At 59.2% G+C, this 19,446-nt stretch carries 19 protein-coding genes and 1 riboswitch; of the genes, 12 read left to right on the top strand and 7 right to left on the bottom strand.

Going from position 1 to position 19,446, the window contains the following annotated elements:
- The first annotated feature begins 127 nt into the window (after positions 1 to 127).
- Positions 128 to 1,024 carry a 30S ribosomal protein S6--L-glutamate ligase gene (gene rimK / locus OKC43_RS16555; protein ID WP_005340088.1) on the top strand — a complete coding sequence of 299 codons (897 nt, stop codon included), beginning with the start codon at positions 128 to 130 and terminating at the stop codon, positions 1,022 to 1,024.
- 95 nt (positions 1,025 to 1,119) lie between these two features.
- Here the strand turns inward: rimK and OKC43_RS16550 are convergent, their stop codons facing one another.
- Positions 1,120 to 2,364 carry a sensor histidine kinase gene (locus OKC43_RS16550; protein ID WP_236272304.1) on the bottom strand — a complete coding sequence of 415 codons (1,245 nt, stop codon included), beginning with the start codon at positions 2,362 to 2,364 and terminating at the stop codon, positions 1,120 to 1,122.
- Complete coding sequence (locus tag OKC43_RS16545) at positions 2,361 to 3,029, bottom strand: response regulator transcription factor (protein ID WP_111900303.1); 669 nt, start codon at positions 3,027 to 3,029, stop codon at positions 2,361 to 2,363. Before OKC43_RS16545 ends, OKC43_RS16550 begins: the two co-directional genes overlap by 4 nt.
- Before the next feature lie 88 nt (positions 3,030 to 3,117).
- Here OKC43_RS16545 and OKC43_RS16540 point away from each other — a divergent pair, with 88 nt between their 5' ends.
- The 9 genes from OKC43_RS16540 to thiH all read left to right on the top strand — a co-directional run bounded on the left by OKC43_RS16540 (position 3,118) and on the right by thiH (position 13,084).
- Positions 3,118 to 3,540, top strand: coding sequence for a hypothetical protein (locus OKC43_RS16540; protein WP_005340092.1), 423 nt, complete (start codon positions 3,118 to 3,120; stop codon positions 3,538 to 3,540).
- A gap of 86 nt (positions 3,541 to 3,626) precedes the next feature.
- Positions 3,627 to 4,112, top strand: a complete 486-nt coding sequence (locus OKC43_RS16535; RefSeq protein WP_236272305.1) for a hypothetical protein — start codon at positions 3,627 to 3,629, stop codon at positions 4,110 to 4,112.
- 260 nt (positions 4,113 to 4,372) lie between these two features.
- The gene (aerA, locus tag OKC43_RS16530) at positions 4,373 to 5,836 is read left to right on the top strand and encodes an aerolysin AerA (RefSeq protein WP_236272316.1); all 1,464 of its coding nucleotides are present in this window, start codon (positions 4,373 to 4,375) and stop codon (positions 5,834 to 5,836) included.
- A gap of 252 nt (positions 5,837 to 6,088) precedes the next feature.
- Positions 6,089 to 6,201, top strand: a riboswitch (TPP riboswitch).
- A gap of 278 nt (positions 6,202 to 6,479) precedes the next feature.
- The gene (thiC, locus tag OKC43_RS16525) at positions 6,480 to 8,471 is read left to right on the top strand and encodes a phosphomethylpyrimidine synthase ThiC (RefSeq protein ID WP_270659921.1); all 1,992 of its coding nucleotides are present in this window, start codon (positions 6,480 to 6,482) and stop codon (positions 8,469 to 8,471) included.
- Positions 8,468 to 10,075 carry a thiamine phosphate synthase gene (gene thiE / locus OKC43_RS16520; RefSeq protein ID WP_236272306.1) on the top strand — a complete coding sequence of 536 codons (1,608 nt, stop codon included), beginning with the start codon at positions 8,468 to 8,470 and terminating at the stop codon, positions 10,073 to 10,075. Before thiC ends, thiE begins: the two co-directional genes overlap by 4 nt.
- Positions 10,065 to 10,859: a HesA/MoeB/ThiF family protein gene (locus OKC43_RS16515; RefSeq protein WP_236272307.1), complete on the top strand. Its 795-nt coding sequence runs from the start codon at positions 10,065 to 10,067 to the stop codon at positions 10,857 to 10,859. Before thiE ends, OKC43_RS16515 begins: the two co-directional genes overlap by 11 nt.
- Positions 10,856 to 11,062: a sulfur carrier protein ThiS gene (gene thiS / locus OKC43_RS16510; RefSeq protein WP_064337452.1), complete on the top strand. Its 207-nt coding sequence runs from the start codon at positions 10,856 to 10,858 to the stop codon at positions 11,060 to 11,062. Before OKC43_RS16515 ends, thiS begins: the two co-directional genes overlap by 4 nt.
- 1 nt (position 11,063) lies before the next feature.
- Positions 11,064 to 11,831 carry a thiazole synthase gene (locus OKC43_RS16505; protein WP_107682213.1) on the top strand — a complete coding sequence of 256 codons (768 nt, stop codon included), beginning with the start codon at positions 11,064 to 11,066 and terminating at the stop codon, positions 11,829 to 11,831.
- A gap of 35 nt (positions 11,832 to 11,866) precedes the next feature.
- The gene (gene thiH / locus OKC43_RS16500; protein WP_236272318.1) at positions 11,867 to 13,084 is read left to right on the top strand and encodes a 2-iminoacetate synthase ThiH; all 1,218 of its coding nucleotides are present in this window, start codon (positions 11,867 to 11,869) and stop codon (positions 13,082 to 13,084) included.
- Positions 13,085 to 13,620: 536 nt separating this feature from the next.
- On the opposite strand, the gene OKC43_RS16495 is transcribed toward thiH, so the two are convergent.
- The 4 genes from OKC43_RS16495 to OKC43_RS16480 all read right to left on the bottom strand — a co-directional run bounded on the left by OKC43_RS16495 (position 13,621) and on the right by OKC43_RS16480 (position 16,800).
- Complete coding sequence (locus tag OKC43_RS16495) at positions 13,621 to 14,340, bottom strand: hypothetical protein (protein WP_236272308.1); 720 nt, start codon at positions 14,338 to 14,340, stop codon at positions 13,621 to 13,623.
- A 41-nt stretch (positions 14,341 to 14,381) separates the two neighbouring features.
- Positions 14,382 to 15,623, bottom strand: a complete 1,242-nt coding sequence (locus OKC43_RS16490; RefSeq protein WP_265344137.1) for an ATP-dependent nuclease — start codon at positions 15,621 to 15,623, stop codon at positions 14,382 to 14,384.
- Positions 15,624 to 15,832: 209 nt separating this feature from the next.
- The gene (locus OKC43_RS16485; protein WP_270659909.1) at positions 15,833 to 16,372 is read right to left on the bottom strand and encodes a GNAT family N-acetyltransferase; all 540 of its coding nucleotides are present in this window, start codon (positions 16,370 to 16,372) and stop codon (positions 15,833 to 15,835) included.
- Positions 16,372 to 16,800 carry a GNAT family N-acetyltransferase gene (locus tag OKC43_RS16480; protein WP_010672671.1) on the bottom strand — a complete coding sequence of 143 codons (429 nt, stop codon included), beginning with the start codon at positions 16,798 to 16,800 and terminating at the stop codon, positions 16,372 to 16,374. The genes OKC43_RS16485 and OKC43_RS16480 overlap by 1 nt, the downstream gene beginning before the upstream one ends.
- A gap of 218 nt (positions 16,801 to 17,018) precedes the next feature.
- Between OKC43_RS16480 and ybaK the strand changes: the two genes are divergently transcribed.
- Together ybaK and OKC43_RS16470 are read left to right on the top strand one after the other, a co-directional pair.
- On the top strand, positions 17,019 to 17,483 hold the full coding sequence (gene ybaK / locus OKC43_RS16475) for a Cys-tRNA(Pro) deacylase (protein WP_005336092.1): 465 nt from the start codon (positions 17,019 to 17,021) through the stop codon (positions 17,481 to 17,483).
- A 184-nt stretch (positions 17,484 to 17,667) separates the two neighbouring features.
- Complete coding sequence (locus tag OKC43_RS16470) at positions 17,668 to 18,552, top strand: transporter substrate-binding domain-containing protein (RefSeq protein WP_236272311.1); 885 nt, start codon at positions 17,668 to 17,670, stop codon at positions 18,550 to 18,552.
- Here OKC43_RS16470 and OKC43_RS16465 read toward each other — a convergent pair.
- Positions 18,546 to 19,430, bottom strand: a complete 885-nt coding sequence (locus OKC43_RS16465; RefSeq protein WP_005336083.1) for a LysR family transcriptional regulator — start codon at positions 19,428 to 19,430, stop codon at positions 18,546 to 18,548. The genes OKC43_RS16470 and OKC43_RS16465 overlap by 7 nt on opposite strands.
- Between the last annotated feature and the right edge of the window lie 16 nt (positions 19,431 to 19,446).

The following is a 19,446-nucleotide window of genomic DNA, read 5'->3' as shown; positions in this document are numbered from 1 at the left end:
GGTTAGAGTGCTGTTTGGTGTGGTTTGTCTTGTTGTCAGGATAAACAATTGGCGTTGTCTTGGCGCTGTGGCACCTTATACTCTCCCGCCCCATCCTGCCCAGGCACAGCCTTCTAGCGGAATTGTCATGAAGATCGCCATTTTATCCCGTGAGCCGAAAAACTACTCCACCCGCCGTCTGGTCGAGGTGGCACAGGCGCGCGGTCATCAGGTAGAGGTGCTCGACACCCTGCGCTGCTATATGAATATCGCTTCCCACAACCCCTCCATTCACTACGAGGGTGGGGAGCTGGGAAGCTATGACGCCGTGATCCCGCGGATCGGGGCCAGCATTACCGCCTACGGCACCGCCGTGCTGCGCCAGTTCGAGATGATGAACACCATGGCCCTCAACAGCTCGGTGGCCATCAGCCGTTCCCGCGACAAGCTGCGGGCGATGCAACTGCTCTCCCGCCATGGCATCGGCCTGCCCATCACCGGCTATGCCCACAGCACCCACGACGTGCCCGACCTCATCACCATGGTGGGCGGGGCGCCGCTGGTGGTGAAGCTGCTGGAGGGAACCCAGGGGATTGGCGTGGTGCTCTGCGAGACTCAGAAGGCCGCCGAGAGCGTGATCGAGGCCTTTATCCAGACCAACAACAACATTCTGGTGCAAGAGTATATCCGCGAGGCCAATGGCGCCGATATCCGCTGTCTGGTGGTCAACGGCAAGGTGGTTGCCGCCATGCGCCGTCAGGCCCAGCCGGGAGAGTTTCGCTCCAACCTGCATCGGGGCGGCACCGCCGAGGCGATCAAGATCACCCCGGAAGAGCGCGCGACCGCGGTGCAGGCCGCCAAGATCATGGGGCTGGATGTGGCGGGGGTGGATATCCTGCGTAGCGCCCGTGGCCCGCTGGTGCTGGAGGTCAACTCCTCCCCCGGATTGCAAGGGGTGGAAGCCGCCTCCGGCAAGGATGTGGCCGGCAAGATCATCGAGTTCCTCGAACTCAAGGCGAGCCGCAAGAACAAACCGGCGGAGTGAGCCTCAGGCTTGCATCCGTCAGATAGAAACAGGGCGCCCTCGGGCGCCTTGTTGCTATCTGGCTGGTGGGCTGGCGGTGCCACTGCTCCCTCACCCTAACCCTCTCCCAAAGGGAGAGGGAACTGTTCGGCAGTGATCATCGCCAGCCGGGCGCTGAAAATTCCGTCCTTCAGCCGGGTATCGATCTGCCAGCCCAGCTTCTCGCAGATGCGCTGGATGATGGTGAGGCCACAGCCGTAGCCGAGGATCTGATCCGGAGCCGCCGCCGTCGGGTTGCTGATGGTGAGCACCGGGCCACACAGCTCGATGTCGATATGTCCTTCGGCATAGCTCAGGGCATTTTTCAGCAGGTTGCCGAGGGCGATGGCGAGCAGGGAGAGGGGGGCATTTACTTCGCTGCTCTCATCCACATTAAGCCGGATATCGAGGGCCTCCCGCTGCAATAGCGGGGCGAGGCGGGCCAGCTCCTGGCGGATCAGCGGGGTGACCTGTTGCAGCGGTCGCTCCACAGCCTCCTTGCGGCCCAGCAGCAGGAAGGTCTCGGTGAGCAGTGCCATCTCGTCGGCGGCGGCGCGGATGCGGGTGGTGGCGCGGGCGGCTGGCGCGGGCAGATCCGTCACCTTGCCGAGCAGGGCCGCCGAGCCCTGGATCACCATGTTGGGGGTGCGCAGCTCGTGGCTGGCGAAGCGGCTGAACTCCTGCTCGCGAGCGAATACGGCGCTCACCTCCTGCTTGCCGGCCAGCAGCGCCAGCTCGATATCCCGCAGCTCCTGCCAGGGGGCGTCGGGCTCGAAATCCGCTTGATCCGGGGTGAGGTGGGCGACCCTCTGTTGCAGCCGTTGCAGCGGCCCCGTGATATGGCGTACCAGCCAGATGCCGAAGCCGAGGCAGCCGAGCAGCAGGGTCACCCCGATCAGCCGGGTCGCCAGATGCAGCTTGTCTTCGTAGGGGTCGAGGTAGTCGTCGGCGTCGTCATTGAACACCAGATAGAGCAGTCCCTCGCCGGAGGGGTGACGGGCCACCAGAAAGTGTTTGTCCTCCTTGCCCAGTTGGTGCTCGAAAAAGCCGGGAGTCTGGTAGGGCTTCAACCACTTGGGCAAGCGGCCCGCCTCGGTCCAGTAGCTGGAGAACTGTCTGGGGCTCGGGGCTGCCGCAGCCGGGCCGAGTCGCAGCCAGTCATCGCTGTAGCGGGTCACTTCGGCTTCCAGCCAGTGGCGCAGGCTCAGCTCTTCCATCTTGTCCTCGGCCACCATCATCAGGCCGGAGAGCAGGATCAGCAGCACCACCCCGGCGCCGCCGAGCGCCATGATCAGGCGGCGACGCAGGCTCGGCAGGCTCATGCGCTCACCAGTCGGTAGCCCTGGCCGTGGAGGGTCTCCAGCATGGGAGTGGGGAAGGGTTTGTCGAGCGCGTTGCGCAGGGCGTAGATGTGGCTGCGCAGGGCATCGGAGTCGGGCTCCTCATCCCCCCAGACGGTGTCGAGCACCTCCTGACGGCTGACGATGGCGGGGGCGCGGCGGGCCAGCAGGGCGAGGATTTGGAACGGGATCTTGCCGAGCTTGAGGGGCTCACCGGCACGGGTGGCGCGGCCGCTGGCGACATCGACCGTCAGATCGCCAAAGCTGATGGCCCCCACATCGCCGCGCGGGCCACGCAGGCTCAGAGCTTGCAGCCGTACCTCCAGCTCCTCCATGGCGAACGGCTTGACCAGATAGTCATCCCCTCCCGCCTTGAAGCCTGCCAGCTTGTCCTCCAGGCTGTCGCGGGCGGTGAGAAACAGCACGGGAGTGGCAATCCCCTGCTCGCGCAGGCGCGCCACCGTGCTGAGGCCATCGAGGCGCGGCATCATCACATCCATGATGATGACGTCGAAACGCTGATCCTCCAGCAGTTGCAGCGCCGCCTGACCGTGATAGGCACAATCGAGGCGGTGACCGGCCAGCTCCAGATAATCCATGATGGTTTCCGCCACCTGAGGATTGTCTTCCACTACCAAAATCTTCATGCTTTGCTCTCCTGGTTGGCGAGCGTTTCACGCTCTTTTCACACCGGATTCGGCATCCTGTTTGCCAGTGTAACCCCGAGGATCCCTGATGAAGAAGTCTCTCTGCGCCCTCCTGCTGTTGATCTTGTTGCCACTTGGCACCGCACAGGCGACCGAATTCAAACTGACCGGCCGCACCACCTGGCAGCTTGGCCAGTTGATGGTCAACGGCATGCCGTTCGTGATCGATGACCAGACCCGCTTCAAGGATTGGCTCAACGAGGATGATCTCGGCGGTACCTGGGTCGAGATGAAAGGGGTGGTGGAGAACGGCGTGCGCTATGTGCGCAAGGTCGAAGCCCTCGACGAAGATGACAAGGACGAGATGGATCTGGAAGGGCCGGTCGAAGGGGGGCGGATCTGGGGCTACACCACTTCGGACAACAGTCTGGCGCCGTTCGAAGGGCGCTGGCTCGAGCTGGAGTGCAAGTTTGACGGCATGCGTCTGAGCCGCTGCCGCGAGGATGACTGATCCGATCTCTGCGTTCCGATTAGAAATGCTCCCGAATGAAGCCCATGCTTGTCCAGCATGGGCTTTTTGTTCAGGGACGAACGAAGATGGAACAATCGAGAAAGTGGTGTGCATGGATGCTGGGAATGCCGCTCTGGGCGGCGCAGGCGGGAGCCGACGAATTGTGGCTGGTGGAGCTGGAGCACAGCGACGGCATCCGCCTGCAATTTCAGGGGGCCGAGGTGGAACAGGGCAGTGCCGCCATCTGGCGGCAGGGGGAGATTTGGCCGCAGCCACTCAAGCCCGGCGACCAGCTCGCCCTGCTGGTGGCCGATGGCGTTGCCACCCGGATTGAGCTGCTGGCCGCCAGAGCCCCGCGGGCCAATCAGCCCTGGCAGCGGGCGCAAGATCGCCTGCAATCCTTCGATGACCGGCAGCTCACGCTGGCCACCCTGGGCACTGTGCCACTCAATCCGCAGGTGCGCTGGGTCAACGGTTCGGCCGCCGATCTGCATGCCGGGAGCGAGCTGGTATTGATCCGTTCGGCGGATGGAATATTGCAGGGAATTGAAGTGATCAATCCGGAAGAGTAATTCAGCATCTTCTTATTTAATATAGTTTCACCATGTTGTGGCAGCCATTAAATAATGGCTGCCACAATATTTATGATTTATTCCTCAATAAAGTCATCACTCTAATTATTTTCTTATACCACCATTATTTTGTTTGTCATGGATGTTTTTTGGTGGTTTATTTTATTTGTGTCAGGTTTTGTCGGAGTCCATACCTGTCAAATGAAAAAGGATATTTCTACACAATAACAATTATCGTATGTCTGAAAGAGGGATAAATGATGAATAGAATAATTACCGCCAATCTGGCGTTTTTGGCGTCTTCATTGATGCTCGCTCAGGTGCAGGCGGCTGAACCTGTCTACCCTGATCAGGTCAAGTGGGCGGGTCTTGGGACGGGCGTCTGTGCCAGTGGTTATCGTCCTCTGACCCGCGATGAAGCCATGAGTATCAAGGGAAATCTGGTCAGCCGCATGGGGCAGTGGCAGATCACCGGACTGGCGGATCGCTGGGTGATTATGGGGCCGGGATATAATGGCGAAATCAAACAGGGCACTGCCGGAGAAACCTGGTGTTATCCCAACTCACCAGTTTCCGGAGAAATACCAACACTCTCTGACTGGAATATTCCAGCGGGTGATGAGGTCGATGTGCAATGGCGTCTTGTCCACGACAATAATTATTTTATCAAGCCGGTCAGTTATCTCGCCCATTATTTGGGATACGCCTGGGTGGGTGGAAATCATAGCCCCTATGTCGGGGAGGATATGGATGTTACCCGGGTTGGCGATGGCTGGCTGATAAAGGGAAATAATGACGGCGGCTGCTCCGGATATCGCTGCGGGGAGAAGAGCTCCATCAAGGTAAGCAACTTCTCATATACCCTGGAACCCGACTCCTTCAGCCATGGTCAGGTCACCGAGAGCGGCAAGCAGCTGGTCAAGACTATCACGGCCAATGCGACCAACTACACCGACCTGCCCCAGCAGGTGGTGGTGACCCTGAAGTACGATAAGGCCACCAACTGGTCGAAGACCGATACCTACAGCCTGAGCGAGAAGGTGACTACCAAGAACAAGTTTCAGTGGCCGCTGGTGGGTGAAACCGAACTGGCCATCGAGATCGCTGCGAGCCAGAGCTGGGCCTCCCAGAAAGGGGGCTCGACGACCGAGACCGTCTCGGTTGAAGCGCGCCCCACGGTGCCGCCTCACTCCAGCCTGCCGGTACGGGTTGCGCTCTACAAGTCCAACATCTCCTACCCCTACGAGTTTAAGGCCGAGGTCAATTATGACCTGACCATGAAGGGCTTCCTGCGTTGGGGCGGCAATGCCTGGTATACCCATCCTGAGAATCGTCCGACCTGGGAGCACACCTTTGCCGTCGGCCCGTTCCGCGACAAGGCGAGCAGCATCCGCTACCAGTGGGACAAGCGTTATATCCCGGGTGAAGTGAAGTGGTGGGACTGGAACTGGACCATCAGCGAGTATGGTTTGTCGACCATGCAGAATAACCTGGGTCGTGTGCTGCGCCCGATCCGTTCGGCGGTGACCGGTGACTTCTATGCCGAGAGCCAGTTTGCCGGTGATATCGAAATCGGTCAGCCCCAGACCCGTTCCGCGAAGTCTGCCCAGTTGCGCAGTGCCTCTGCCGATGAGGTGGCGCTTACCGGTGTGGATCTGGACAGTGAGGCCCTTGCCAACGAAGGCTTTGGCAACGTATCCCTGACCATAGTTCCGGTTCAATAACCTCACTCGCAGGCCCCTTTCATAGGGGCCTGTTTCTGTTTGCCCTGCGCCCCTCGATTTTCCCTCTTTTTCTCCTCTTGTCCCTGAATGATCACAACAGGAAGCTATGGCTTGCCAAGGTGATGCCTACGCAGGTTTGACCTGTAGTTGGGGGGGCCCCGTGAGCGAGGCATCGTTCACTCATTTGTTGAAAGAGGCGTGTTGGCCAGATTGTTAACGGCTTGTGCTTTAGATTTTCCCCCTTATACTGGCGCCATCTTGTCGGAGTGCTGACCGTCGAACGACGCGAAGCTGAGACCGTTAATTCGGGATCCGTGGAACCTGATCAGGTTAAAACCTGCGAAGGGAACAAGGGTAACTTGCGGGTTACCGCGCCGGAGGAGGAACAAGCCTCTTCCGCTCATCGAAGGGGTAACCCTGATGGGTCAGGGCGCACAGGAGGGAGTCTGTCCCGTCCGGTTGTCCAGCACGTGGGGGCCTTGCTCACAGAGTGCAGAGAGCGGGAAGCGACAGAACAGCAGCGCGGAGATCTATCCCGCGCGCACTCCCTCCCGAGATAAACAGCCCGCCGCAAGTTCATCTTCTCCTCGAACTCCAGACAAGCAAACACCCATAACTTCAACCAGTTAATGTGAGTTTTGCTATGTCTACTTCTGTATCTGATACCGCCAAATCCAGCCGCCGCGAGCAGCGCTCCAGCGCTCAGGCCTTTATCGACAGCCTCAAGGGGATGGCTCACCCCAACTCCCGCCGCATCTTTATCGAAGGCTCCCGCGCCGATATTCGTGTCCCGCTGCGGGAGATCCAGCTGGCCGATACTTTCGTCGGCGGCACCAAAGAAAATCCCCGGTTCGAGCCCAACGAGCCGGTGCCGGTCTACGACACCTCTGGCCGTTACGGGGAGGAGGGGGTCGCCATCGACGTGCGCCGCGGTCTGCCGCGCCTGCGGGAAAACTGGGTGCTGGAGCGCGATGATACCGACGAACTGCCGGGGCTCAGCTCCACCTTCACTCAGGAGCGGCTGGCCGACGAGGGGCTGGATCACCTGCGCTTCGAGCATCTGCCGAAACCGCGTCGTGCCAAGCCGGGTCGTCGGGTTACCCAGCTCCACTATGCCCGTGCCGGCATCGTCACTCCCGAGATGGAATTTATCGCCATTCGCGAGAACATGGGGCGCGAGCGGGTGCGCTCCGAGCTCTTGCGCACCCAGCATCCGGGCCGCGATTTCGGTGCCCGTTTGCCCCAGAACATCACCCCCGAATTTGTGCGCGATGAGGTGGCCGCCGGTCGCGCCATCATCCCCAGCAACATCAACCACCCGGAAGCGGAGCCGATGATCATCGGCCGCAATTTTCTGGTGAAGATCAACGCCAACATCGGCAACTCGGCGGTCACCTCCAGCATCGAAGAGGAAGTCGAAAAGCTGGTCTGGTCGACCCGCTGGGGCGCCGACACCGTGATGGATCTCTCCACCGGTCGCTACATCCACGAGACCCGCGAGTGGATCCTGCGCAACAGCCCTGTCCCCATCGGTACCGTGCCCATCTATCAGGCGCTGGAAAAGACCAACGGCATCGCCGAAGACCTCACCTGGGAGCTGTTCCGCGACACCCTGTTGGAGCAGGCCGAGCAGGGGGTGGACTACTTCACCATCCATGCCGGCGTCCTGCTGCGCTTCGTGCCGATGACCGCCAAGCGCCTCACCGGCATCGTTTCGCGCGGCGGCAGCATCATGGCCAAGTGGTGCCTCTCCCACCATAAAGAGAACTTCCTTTACCAGCACTTCCGCGAAATCTGCGAGATCTGCGCCGCCTATGACGTGGCTCTGTCGCTGGGCGATGGTCTGCGTCCGGGCTCCGTCTATGACGCCAACGACGAGGCTCAGTTCGCCGAGCTGCGCACCCTGGGCGAGCTCACCAAGATTGCGTGGGAGTACGACGTGCAGGTGATGATCGAGGGGCCGGGCCACGTGCCGATGCACATGATCGAGCGCAACATGACCGAGCAGCTGGAGCACTGCCACGAGGCTCCTTTCTATACCCTGGGCCCGCTCACCACCGACATCGCGCCGGGGTACGACCACTTCACCTCCGGCATCGGCGCCGCGCTCATCGGCTGGTACGGCTGCGCCATGCTCTGCTACGTCACCCCCAAGGAGCATCTGGGGCTGCCCAACAAGGAAGACGTGAAGCAGGGGCTGATTACCTACAAGATCGCCGCCCACGCCGCCGATCTGGCCAAGGGGCACCCGGGTGCCCAGATCCGCGACAACGCCATGTCCAAGGCGCGCTTCGAGTTCCGCTGGGAGGATCAGTTCAATCTGGCCCTCGACCCCGACACCGCCCGTGCCTACCACGACGAAACCCTGCCGCAGGAGTCCGGCAAGGTGGCTCACTTCTGCTCCATGTGCGGGCCCAAGTTCTGCTCCATGAAGATCACTCAGGATGTGCGCGACTACGCAGCAAAGCTGGAGGCCGTTGAGATCAAGCTGGTCGGCATGGACGGCCAGCAGGAGCAGGTAGTGGCTCAGGTGGAGAGCGGCATGGCTCGTATGGCTGAAACCTTCAAGGAGACCGGTGGCGAGATCTATCATCAGGCGGCGGTGCTGAAACAGGCCGCAGGGGAGGAGGCGTGAGCAGCGCAAGCGGGGCTGTCAGCCCCGCCGACCTGTCGCCCGTGACGGACTCGCTGCCTGTGGTCTGGACCATCGCCGGTTCCGACTCCGGCGGTGGTGCCGGCATTCAGGCCGACTTGCACACATTGCACGACCTCGGCGTGCACGGCTGCTCTGTCATCTCCGCCATCACCGCCCAGAACTCGGTGGCGGTGAAGATGGTCGACCCCGTGCTGATGCAGACCTTCACCGCCCAGATCGACGCCCTTGGCGTCGATCTGCCGCCCGCCGCCATCAAGATAGGCCTGCTGCCGACCCGGCTTCACGTCGAGGTGCTGGCCCGCCGACTGGCAACTATCGAGGCGCCCTTTGTTGTCTACGATCCGGTGGCCATCGCCAGCACCGGCACCCCGATGGCGGAGCCCAATATGCTGGAAGCGGTGCGCGAGCAGCTGTTGCCACGTCTGTCGCTCATCACCCCCAACGGCCCCGAGCTGGAGGCCCTGACCGGCATTCCCGCGACCAGCCCTGTGTTGGTGCGCTTCGCCGCCCAGCGGCTGCGCGAACTGGGCGCCCGTGCCGTGCTGGTCAAGGGCGGCCATCTGGGCTGGAGCGGTGAGCTCTGCCTCGATTACTACCAGGATGAGACCCGCGAATTCTGGCTGGCGGCGCCGCGCCTCGATACCCGCCATGGCCACGGCACCGGTTGCTGCTACGCCAGCGCCATCGCCGCCGTGGTGGCGCAGGATTATCCGCTGGAGGACGCCATCACCCTGGCGCGAGCCTACCTGCAACAGGGGTTGGCGGCGGCGCAGGGGGTGGGCGCAGGCCCGGGCCCCATCGCCCATCTCGGTTGGCCAGCCGATCTGGCCCACTTCCCCCGCGCCGTATTGGCGGGTTCCACCCTCGATCGCCGCTTCGGCCTTTATAAGACAAGCCGCGCCCGCCTGCCACAGGGCCCCTTCGCGCCGACCGAACACAACCTCGGCCTCTATCCGGTGGTGGATTCGGTCAAGTGGCTGCGCCGCCTGCTGGGGCAGGGGGTCAAGACCATCCAGCTGCGGATCAAGAATCTGCCCGCCGCCCAGGTAGCACCGGCAATTGCCGAGGCTGTCGCGCTCGGTCGCCGTCATGGGGCGCGGCTCTTTATCAACGACTACTGGCAGCAGGCCATCGAGGCGGGCGCCTGGGGCGTGCATCTGGGGCAGGAGGATATGGAGACCGCCGATCTTGCCGCCATTCAGGCCGCCGGGCTGCGCCTTGGCATCTCCACCCACGGCTACTTCGAGCTGATGCGGGCCCGCGAGCTGGCCCCCTCCTATATCGCGCTCGGTCATATCTTCCCGACCAATACCAAGGCGATGCCTTCGCGCCCGCAGGGGCTGGTGCGGCTGCATCGCTACCGCGCCTTGATGGCTGAGTGGCCGACGGTGGCCATCGGCGGCATCAGCGAGGAGCGGGTGGCGGCGGTCAAGGCAAGCGGGGTCGGCAGTATCGCGCTGGTCTCGGCCATCACGGCCAGCGATGACTGGCAGGGGGCGACCGAGCGGCTGCTCGCTGCCGTGGGGGCGGGGGATGAGCCGCGTTCGGCCACTGTTATACGGGAGGTGGAACATGCGCTCTGATGGTGCGTCTCTTAGTGACAAAGAGTATTTGCGATACGGACGCCAGCTGATGCTGGCGGAAGTGGGGGAGGCGGGGCAGGCGCGGCTCAAGGATAAGTCCGTGCTGATCGTGGGCTTGGGCGGGCTTGGCTCGCCGCTCGCCCTCTATCTGGCCGGGGCCGGGGTGGGCACCTTGTGGCTGGCCGATGGCGATACGGTCGATTCAAGCAATCTGCAGCGCCAGATCCTGTTCGATAGCGAGGCGGTCAACCACTCCAAGGCGGAGCTGGCCCGCGAGCGCTTGGCCGCCCACAACCCGCTGGTGGAGCTGATTGCCATCAACCAGCGGCTCGATGCCGCCAGCCTGCCGGAGTTTGTGGCCGAGGTGGATCTGGTTGTCGACTGTTGTGACAACCTCGCCACCCGCCAGGCCATCAACGTCGCCTGCGTGGCTCAGGGCAAGCCCTGGATCTCCGCCGCCGCAGTGGGTTGGCTGGGGCAGCTGATGGCGCGCACCAGCACGGATCACGCCTGCTACGCCTGCCTCTATCCGCTGGATACCAAGCTCGCCCAGAGCTGCGAGACCAGCGGCGTCACCGGTCCGCTGGTCGGGGTGATGGGCTCTTTGCAGGCGCTGGAGGCACTGAAACTGCTGCTCGGAATGCCAAGCCCGGTCGCTGGCACATTGCGCCGTTTCGATGCGTTGACCCATCAGTGGCAGACCCTCACTCTGGCTCCCGACCCCGATTGCCCGGTTTGCGGGCAGCGCCGATGCCCGACACACGATAAGGAGATCACCCCATGACCCTCACCATTCGACTTAACGATAAAGCCCAGCCGCTGGCGGCAGGGCAGAGCGTGGCCGACCTGCTGGCGGCGCAAGGGGTCAATCCCCAAGGGGTGGCGGTGGCCCTTAATGGCGCCGTGCTGCCCCGTGGCCGCTGGGCCGAGACCCGTCTCAATGACGGGGATGAACTTCACCTCTTCACCGCCATTGCCGGAGGCTGACATGCTCAAGATTGCCGATCACACCTTCTCATCGCGCCTCTTTACCGGCACCGGCAAGTTTGCCCGCCCGGATCTGATGGCCGCCGCCATCGAGGCGAGCGGCTCCCAGCTGGTCACCATGGCCATCAAGCGGCTCGAACCGGGCAAGGCCCACGACGATATCCTGAGCCCCTTGCTGCAACTCGGGGTCAAGCTGCTGCCCAACACCTCAGGCGCCAAGACCGCCGCCGAGGCGGTGTTTGCCGCCCACCTCGCCCGCGAGGCGCTGGGGACGAACTGGCTGAAGCTGGAGATCCACCCCGATCCGCGCTATCTGCTGCCCGATCCCATCGAGACGCTGAAAGCCGCCGAGCAGCTGGTGAAAGAGGGCTTTGTGGTGCTGCCCTACTGCGGTGCCGACCCTGTGCTCTGCAAGCGGCTGGAAGAGGTGGGCTGCGCCGCCGTGATGCCGCTCGGCGCGCCCATCGGCTCCAATCAGGGGCTGGTGACCCGGGAGTTTCTCGCCATCATCGTCGAGCAGGCCAATGTGCCTGTGGTGGTGGATGCGGGCATAGGTGCGCCGAGCCACGCCGCCGCCGCCTTTGAGCTGGGGGCCGATGCCGTGCTGGTCAACACCGCCATCGCGGTGAGCGGCGACCCGGTCGCCATGGGCCGCGCCTTTGCACTGGCCTGCACCGCCGGTCGCAGCGCCTATGAAGCTGGCCTTGGCGCCCGCGCCCTGCAGGCGCAAGCCTCCAGCCCGCTCACCGATTTTCTGGGGGCGTTATGAGTCATGATGCTGGCTCGGGGCAAGAGCCAATCGCCATGTCCTCTTTCTCGGTTTCTCCCGAGGCGGATGTGTTTAGCCCCCCTCTCGACTCTTCACAAAATATGGGAGAGGGGCTGGGGGTGAGGGCTAAGGAGCCTACTTTTCTCGACCGATGGCAGGAGCTGGATTGGGACGATATCGGCATGCAGATCCGCGCCAAAACTGCCGCCGATGTGGCACGGGCGCTGGGTTCACCCCGCCGCACTTTGGCCGATTTTATGGTGCTGATCTCGCCAGCTGCCGAGGCGTATCTGCCGCAGATGGCAGCCGAGGCCGAGCGCCTCACCCGCCAGCGTTTTGGCAATACCGTCGGCTTCTATGTGCCGCTCTATCTGTCGAACCTCTGCGCCAACGACTGCACCTACTGCGGCTTCTCCATGAGCAACCGCCTCAAGCGCAAAACCTTGAATGCAGAGGAGATTGAGCGCGAGTGTCTGGCCATCAAGGCGCGCGGCTTTGACAGCGTGCTGCTGGTGACCGGCGAGCACGAGCACAAGGTGGGGCTCGCCTATTTTCGCGAGGTGATGCCCATCATCCGCCGCCACTTCAGCACGGTAGGGATGGAGGTGCAGCCCCTCTCGCAGGCCGACTATGCCGAGCTGAAAAGCCTCGGCCTCGACGCCGTCATGGTTTATCAGGAGACCTACCACGCCCCCACCTACGCCCGCCACCATCTGCGCGGCAACAAGCGGGATATCGCGTGGCGCCTTGCCACCCCGGATCGGCTGGGCCGCGCCGGTATCGACAAAATCGGCTTGGGGGCGCTGATCGGTCTCTCCTCGGACTGGCGCGCCGACAGCTACTTTGTCGCCGAGCATCTGAGCTGGCTTGAGCGCCACCACTGGCAGAGCCGCTACTCGCTCTCCTTCCCGCGCCTGCGCCCCTGCACCGGTGGGCTGGAGCCTGCCGTGGTCATGTCGGATCGCCAGCTGGCCCAGCTTATCTGCGCCTGGCGTCTCTTCTCGCCCACGCTGGATTTGTCGCTATCCACCCGTGAGTCCGCCACCTTTCGCAACGGTGCGGTGCGCCTTGGCATCACCCAGATGTCGGCCGAGTCGCGCACCCAGCCGGGTGGCTATGCCGAGGGGGATAAAGAGGAGCTGGAGCAGTTCGCCATCCACGACGACAGGCCGGTAGGAGAGGTGGCCGCAGCCGTCCGGCAGGTGGGGTTGCAGCCGGTGTTTAAAGATTGGGAGCCGTTCTTGGGCCGATAGGGGCGGCCATGCCCCCCTTTGCCGGTGGCATCCCGGCGTCCAGCCAGACTCCGTGCCTGTGGCAAGCAGGCACGGCGGCGCCTGCAATCGTAGGGTCGATTAGCCGGTAGGCGTAATCGTCCGTTCCGAGGTATGGCGCTGGCGGCAGGGGCCGTTGTGTGGTGGCACGGCTTCGCCGTGCAGGACGCGAGGCCGCTGGCCTCGAAGGGGTTTCGCCCGCCCTTCGGGCCGGGGCGAGTGACTTTGGAAAGACCCAAAGTCACCAAAGGTCTTCTCCCCCGCTTATTCGCCCGACTTCGTCGGGTTCCTTCGGCTCACCCGCTTGTCCGGCGGCACGCGCCGACGGGCCATCCATGGCCCGGCGCCGCTCGCTCGACATCCTGTCTCGCGGCCTGGACAAGCGGGCTCGCCTCAGCGAATAAGAGGGGGGATAAAGATCGTGCCCGCCATAACTTAAGGGGGATCGTAGGATGCAATAAGCGGAGCGAATTACACCGCTAATTAATGGTCTTGCTACGGCCTTGTTAGAGACACAATCACGATGTGTGGTGCACTCTACAGTGTGATTTCAAAAAACAAACAAGTCTATGCATTTCAGGAAAACCAATGTTTCCATGTAGGAACATGTTGTCTAAGGCAAAATAAAAATAATCCTCTATATATGAAGGCTCTTGAATAATATGAGACATAACTCCAGAGATAATATCTCTAAAGTCACTTTTATCACATAAATGTGAAATGTCTTTTTTATTCATCCTTTCAATGGAGTATTCCATATATGTAGGGTAATACATGGCATCTTGGCAGCCGAATATTTTGGTTATGTTTGAAGGAGTTTTCAAAAGATATCTTTTTATATTATTGGATCTTGATATTAATTGCCCGGTCACTTTTTCTGAATGCTTTGTGCTCGCTAGTTTTTCTCTATGTTGCTCTATATATTTCAGCCAATAATTATCAATTACCCCACTAATATATTCTGTTATGGTTTCAGAGATGGTTCCGTTGTTTCTAGCAAGTGAAATGATGAAATTAGTAAATATTTCTTTGCTGGTTAACATGGAAGATTCAATTGTGTAACTCTCCCATATAAAACAATCGATAGAAAGCTCCTCCTTGAGTTTATGGATAAGGTTACTGGTTTGCTTTTGAGTTAAATAGTCACTATCAATAATTATCTTGGATTTTTTCCATAGTGGCTCGCTAGCACCAATGCCATCCAGAAAAGATTTAAAATGCTTTATTTCCTGCAGCAAGGAGTCAATTCCCTTGAAAGACCAGAATGCACAATTTATATCTAAGCCATGCTTTTCCAGTATTTTTTAATGTATTTGATGTCATCAATGCCTTCAACAAGTAAAATTAAGTCCGCTTCAATAAAGCCAATGATATCTAAGGAAGACGTTGAGTGAATTTTACTTATTATAGATGAGTGATGATCTATGCCAGCTCCTTTTTGTCTTTGGGTATTACTTTCTGATATGATTGGGTAAATGTTAGTTTTATCTGAGGTACAAATATTCTCTTCTATATGAAAGATGTTCTTAGGATTAGTTGAACGAATTAACCCTTCATTATGCGTTGTCAGAAAAATTTGTGTTGCAGCCGTTTTTTTCTGTAGTGTTTGGATAAGTCTTTTCTGGATGTCTCTATGTATGTGTGAATCCGGTTCATCTAAGAGTATTAAGTTAAGATCTTTTTCTTCCTCATAACATGTCAGAAGTAAGCCTATAATTTGTAATGTTCCACTTCCTAGCAAAGATACATCTTTATAACTTAGCTCAATGCCCATCCTTATACTGACATTAATGTTTGTGTCTCTGTGAATATCACTTTCAATGTTGAAATATATCTTACTCTTATTATTACTTAAGATGAATGACACATCATTTGAGAAAGCATCAAAAACTTCTTTTTGTTTGGATAGAAGATAAAGTCTATTTCTTATGTAAGATGATGATTCACGGGATGTTATACGGTTTTTTATTATCGGCTTGGTTGCAAATTCCTCATATGCTGGAATTACTGCTATAGGAAGCGCAAAGTAGCAGCCAATTGGTTCGGGAAGATGTTTAAATGAGCTGTTGAACCACTCAAAATCAAATTCATCATGATCTTTAAGGATTATCTCATAATTACTACTGCCAGATGCCCCTCTAATTTTGAAACAAATTTCTTTGGTTGTCCCATTATTATCAGAAAATGACAATCCAATTTCAATTTGATTAGAAATGGTCAACTCATAGAAAATATCACTAAATCGATAGCTCCGTACAGAATGTATAGCCCGATAATCAAAGTAATTCTGAGCTTTCTTCCCTAGACGGTAATAACCTGATTTTATAGTTGTTCCACGCGTCGCCTTCTTTGCCATCATTAACAGAAGAGAAAAGCATTCATGCCATAATGCAATTGCTTCAAGAATGGTCGTCTTGCCACTATTATTTGTGCCAGTTATTACGTTAAGGCTTTCATCAGCATGAAACATGGTGTTTCTATATGCTTTGAAGTTGTTTATATATATGCTTTTTATTTTCAATTTTATCTCTTGCAATATGTTTTTATGTTGTTGACTAGTTTAACTCTTATTGGGTTTTATATGAAGCTTTTTGGACTGGACGAAATGCTATGAACTCCACGTTTTCAACAGTGAAGTAATAACTATGTGTAAAGGGTAAACATCATGTGTGGTGGCTATCACTATTAATCCTCCAGAATTGTGCAGAGTGTCTCTACTACAGAATTAAGCTACTCGGGAACAAGGGCATAGATATGCGCATCAATAGGCAGGCCATGTAGCAAGATGCGGTTCCTTGCCCGACACTCAAAGGCGGCCCCTGCTGCGATAGCAACGGCTTCGCTGGCACTGTTGCCGATTCCCATCACGATCTCCAGCCGAAATAGTCCCAACTGCTGAAAGCCAAAGTCACGGAGCAGGGTGACCGCCTGTCGAGCGATACCACATCCTTGGCGGGATTGGCGTACCCAATAGCCGATATTGCCGTAGCGATGATGGGGCGACAGCTGGTTGATACCTGCGCCACCCAGCAGTTGGCCGGTGGTGGCGCAGAAGATGCCCATGTCAAAGGCGCGTCCCGCCGCACAATCCTGCTCGCAGCGGGTAAACCACTCCAGCGCGCTGTCCCGGGTAAATGAACGGGAGCACCAGCTCATCCATTTGCCGACCGTCTCGATGGATTCGTGGGCCGCGCGGACAAACTCGTCGGCATCGGCCGGTTCGAATGGGCGGATCACGATATTGGCGTTGGCAAGGCGCGGGAGTGCCATCACTTATCCTGCTTTTTCAGAAAGTAACTGATATGCCCCGGCGGCATATCGGGCAGTTGGCCAAAGACCTCGTAACCCTGCTTCTGGTAGAAGGGGAGGGCCTGAAAACTGGTGGTTTCCAGATGGTAGTTGGTGATGCCCTTGCTTTGGGCGTACTGCTCCATGGCGCCGAGCAGGCGGCCGCCCCAGCCGTCGCGGCGGATGCTTTCGTCGATCCAGAGCCAGTCGACGTGCAGCCAGCCCCACTTGATGTCGGCGATGATGCCGCCGTGTACCTTGCCCTCTTCATCCTTGATAAAGCTGGCGATCCGCTCGCGCCGAAGTTCGAACAGTTGAGTGCCTGCCTGGCTTACGTTGTAGCCCGTCAGGCCAATGCGCAGCGCTTCAACATCATCGTCCTGAGGCGGTTGGGGTGGGGTTAGTTGCATATGGGCTCCTGCGGTATGGGTTGTGGCGGCGTCAAAGGGTTAAAGCAATACCCGTTTGGACTCTGTTTGGTCAAGAGTTCTGGACGTTCGCCGCCAGCGTGCATGGCATGGCGGCCAGTCAATGGCCCTTGCAACTTCCATCCCCCCTTGCATCACCCCAGAGTGAGGCGCAGACTGTTTGGCCTTGTTTTTATGCGATTCGATTCAAGGCAACCATCATGACTCCTGCCATCAACCTGCTGAAGAAGCTCAAAATCCCCCACAAACTCTACCCCTACGAGTGCGAAGCCCACGACGATTTCGGCAAGCATGCCGCGACCCAGCTCGGGCTGCCGGAGGCGCAGGTGTTCAAGACTCTGGTCGCCCATCACGACAAGCAGGCGGTGGTGGCCATCGTTCCCTCATCCGGTATGTGCAGCCTGAAGCAGCTGGCCAAGGCGACCGGTCTCAAGAAGGTGGAGATGATGAAACCGGCGGAAGCGGAGAAGCTGACCGGTTACAAGGTGGGCGGCATCAGCCCGCTGGCCCAGAAGAAATTGTTGCCCACTGTGCTCGACGAGTCGGCGCTGCAGTTTGACGAGATCCTGGTGAGCGGCGGCAAGCGTGGCCTCTCGGTCGGCGTGGCGCCGCAGGATATGCTGACGCTGATGAAGTGGATCGCCGCTCCCATCGGCGAAGAGTAGTACCGGGCACGGTGTGAACCTGCTCTCCGGGCCGGTGGTGGCTCGGAGGCGATGTGACTCGTGAGGATATCTGCCCGCATCCTCCTGTTTGTCGTGTTGCTTATCCTCGTCATAGGCCGCGCCAAGGTGGGGCACCCACGCTCAGGGCTACACTGAAAGTACCCCTTCAGCCAAGGCGCGGTTTATGTCACCCCTGCATCTGCTGGCCGTCGCTCTGTTCTGCATGTTGTCGCTGACCGGACAGGCGGCCACCCGGTTTACCTTCATCAGCCCGGAGAGCGAGCGGGATCCGCGCACCACTTATGATCGGGAGCTGCTGCGGCTCGCCCTCGACAAGACCCGCGACCAGTTTGGCGACTATCTGCTGGAGCCTGCGCCGCCCATGACCAAGGCGCGCGAGCGGCTCAGCATGCAACTCGACAGCTATCCCAACCTCTTTGTAATGGACAGCTACAGCAGCACCCGCGAGGATCTGGGGCTCGCCTATGTCCGTTTTCCCATCCATTTGGGCATCGTCAGCTACCGCATCTGTTTTGTCAGCCCGCAGCAAAAGGCGGCGGTGAGCAAAGTGACCGACCTCAAGGGGCTGCGCCAGTTTACCTTCGGTCAGGGCAAGGGGTGGCTGGATGTGGATATCCTGCGTTATGCCGGGATGGAGGTGGTGGAAGTGGAGGGGTACGAAAAGTTGTTCAAGATGGTGGCGCGCGGCCGCTTCGATCTCTTCTGCCGCGGGGTGAGCGAGCTGCGCAGCGAGCAGCTTACCCACAAGGAGATGACGGATCTGCTGGTGGATGATGCGCTGTTGATCTACTACCCGCTGCCCCGGGTTTTCTACACCAATCCCAACAATCGCGAGGCGTTGCAGCGGGTCGAGCGGGGGTTGCAGTTGGCGTGGCAGGATGGCTCGCTACAGGCGCTGTGGCGCAAGAGCTTTGGCCCGGCCATCGCCTTTGCCAAGCTCTCCCAGCGCCGAATGTTGCGTCTGGATAACCCCTTCCTCGACGGGATCAGCTTCGATTACCGCCCCTACTTCTACAATCCGCAAACCGATCGCTTCGGCGATTACTGAGGCGCCTGCCGCTGGCGGCAGAGGGCCAGCCAGGCCTCGGCGGTGCGCGACAGATAGCGTTCGCTCGGCCAGATCACCCCGAGTCGCCAGCTCAGTTCTGGTTCCAGCGGTCGCAGCACCAGACCATCCGGGGTCAGCCGGTTGCAGACCGGCTCCGGCAAGAAGGCGACCCCCATGCCGCTGCGTACCATGGCGGTGAGAAAATCCCACTGGCTGCTGCGCGCCGCCACCTGTGGCACAAAGCCCGCCTCCTGACACGCCTGCTCCAGCCGCTCGCTCAGGGTAAATGCCTGGGTATAGAGCAGGAAGGGCTCCTCCTGCAGGGACTCGAGCCGCAGCGGCGCTTCGCCATGCCAGCGCGGTTGATCTGGCAGCACCACCCGGATCGGGTATTGATCCAGCTCCAGCGCGCTGAGGGCGCCTCCCTCTTTGGTCGGCAGCATGGTGATGGCGAGATCCAGCTCCCCCTCCAGCACCGCCTGTTCGATGCGACGGCCGCCGTACTCCACCAGGGTCAGCTCCACCTTGGGATAGCGGGTGCGGTAGGCGCGGATCAGATCCGCATAGACGTGACCCACCATGGGGGGAATGCCGAGGGTGAGGCGACCATGTTGCAGGCTCTGCAGATCCGCCAGTTCGGCCTCCAGCTGCTGCATCTCCGCCAAGATGGTCTGGGCACGGTTGAACAGCACCTGGCCGCTGTCGGTCAGGGTGAAGCGGCGCCCTTCCCTGTTGAGCAGGGGTTGGCCCAGCTCCTCCTCGATATTGCGGATCATCTTGCTGATGGTGGGCTGGGTGACGAACAGCTTTTCAGAGGCGCGGGTGAAGCTTTTTTCCCGCACCAGTTCGACAAAATAGCGCAGGGCGCGAATATCCATGGACTCTCTCGACTCG

The sequence above is a fragment of the Aeromonas sp. Y289-2 genome (assembly GCF_027705925.1).
Taxonomy (GTDB): Bacteria; Pseudomonadota; Gammaproteobacteria; order Enterobacterales; family Aeromonadaceae; genus Aeromonas; species Aeromonas veronii.
This window is presented reverse-complemented; position numbering and strand designations above follow the sequence as displayed.

Excerpts from the sequence above, each read along its gene's own strand:
- rimK (WP_005340088.1), top strand. The coding sequence starts at position 128 with ATGAAGATCGCCATTTTATCCCGTGAGCCGAAAAACTACTCCACCCGC.
- OKC43_RS16550 (WP_236272304.1), bottom strand. The coding sequence starts at position 2,364 with ATGAGCCTGCCGAGCCTGCGTCGCCGCCTGATCATGGCGCTCGGCGGC.
- OKC43_RS16545 (WP_111900303.1), bottom strand. The coding sequence starts at position 3,029 with ATGAAGATTTTGGTAGTGGAAGACAATCCTCAGGTGGCGGAAACCATC.
- OKC43_RS16540 (WP_005340092.1), top strand. The coding sequence starts at position 3,118 with ATGAAGAAGTCTCTCTGCGCCCTCCTGCTGTTGATCTTGTTGCCACTT.
- OKC43_RS16535 (WP_236272305.1), top strand. The coding sequence starts at position 3,627 with ATGGAACAATCGAGAAAGTGGTGTGCATGGATGCTGGGAATGCCGCTC.
- aerA (WP_236272316.1), top strand. The coding sequence starts at position 4,373 with ATGAATAGAATAATTACCGCCAATCTGGCGTTTTTGGCGTCTTCATTG.
- thiC (WP_270659921.1), top strand. The coding sequence starts at position 6,480 with ATGTCTACTTCTGTATCTGATACCGCCAAATCCAGCCGCCGCGAGCAG.
- OKC43_RS16515 (WP_236272307.1), top strand. The coding sequence starts at position 10,065 with ATGCGCTCTGATGGTGCGTCTCTTAGTGACAAAGAGTATTTGCGATAC.
- thiS (WP_064337452.1), top strand. The coding sequence starts at position 10,856 with ATGACCCTCACCATTCGACTTAACGATAAAGCCCAGCCGCTGGCGGCA.
- OKC43_RS16505 (WP_107682213.1), top strand. The coding sequence starts at position 11,064 with ATGCTCAAGATTGCCGATCACACCTTCTCATCGCGCCTCTTTACCGGC.
- thiH (WP_236272318.1), top strand. The coding sequence starts at position 11,867 with ATGTCCTCTTTCTCGGTTTCTCCCGAGGCGGATGTGTTTAGCCCCCCT.
- OKC43_RS16485 (WP_270659909.1), bottom strand. The coding sequence starts at position 16,372 with ATGGCACTCCCGCGCCTTGCCAACGCCAATATCGTGATCCGCCCATTC.
- OKC43_RS16480 (WP_010672671.1), bottom strand. The coding sequence starts at position 16,800 with ATGCAACTAACCCCACCCCAACCGCCTCAGGACGATGATGTTGAAGCG.
- ybaK (WP_005336092.1), top strand. The coding sequence starts at position 17,019 with ATGACTCCTGCCATCAACCTGCTGAAGAAGCTCAAAATCCCCCACAAA.
- OKC43_RS16470 (WP_236272311.1), top strand. The coding sequence starts at position 17,668 with ATGTCACCCCTGCATCTGCTGGCCGTCGCTCTGTTCTGCATGTTGTCG.
- OKC43_RS16465 (WP_005336083.1), bottom strand. The coding sequence starts at position 19,430 with ATGGATATTCGCGCCCTGCGCTATTTTGTCGAACTGGTGCGGGAAAAA.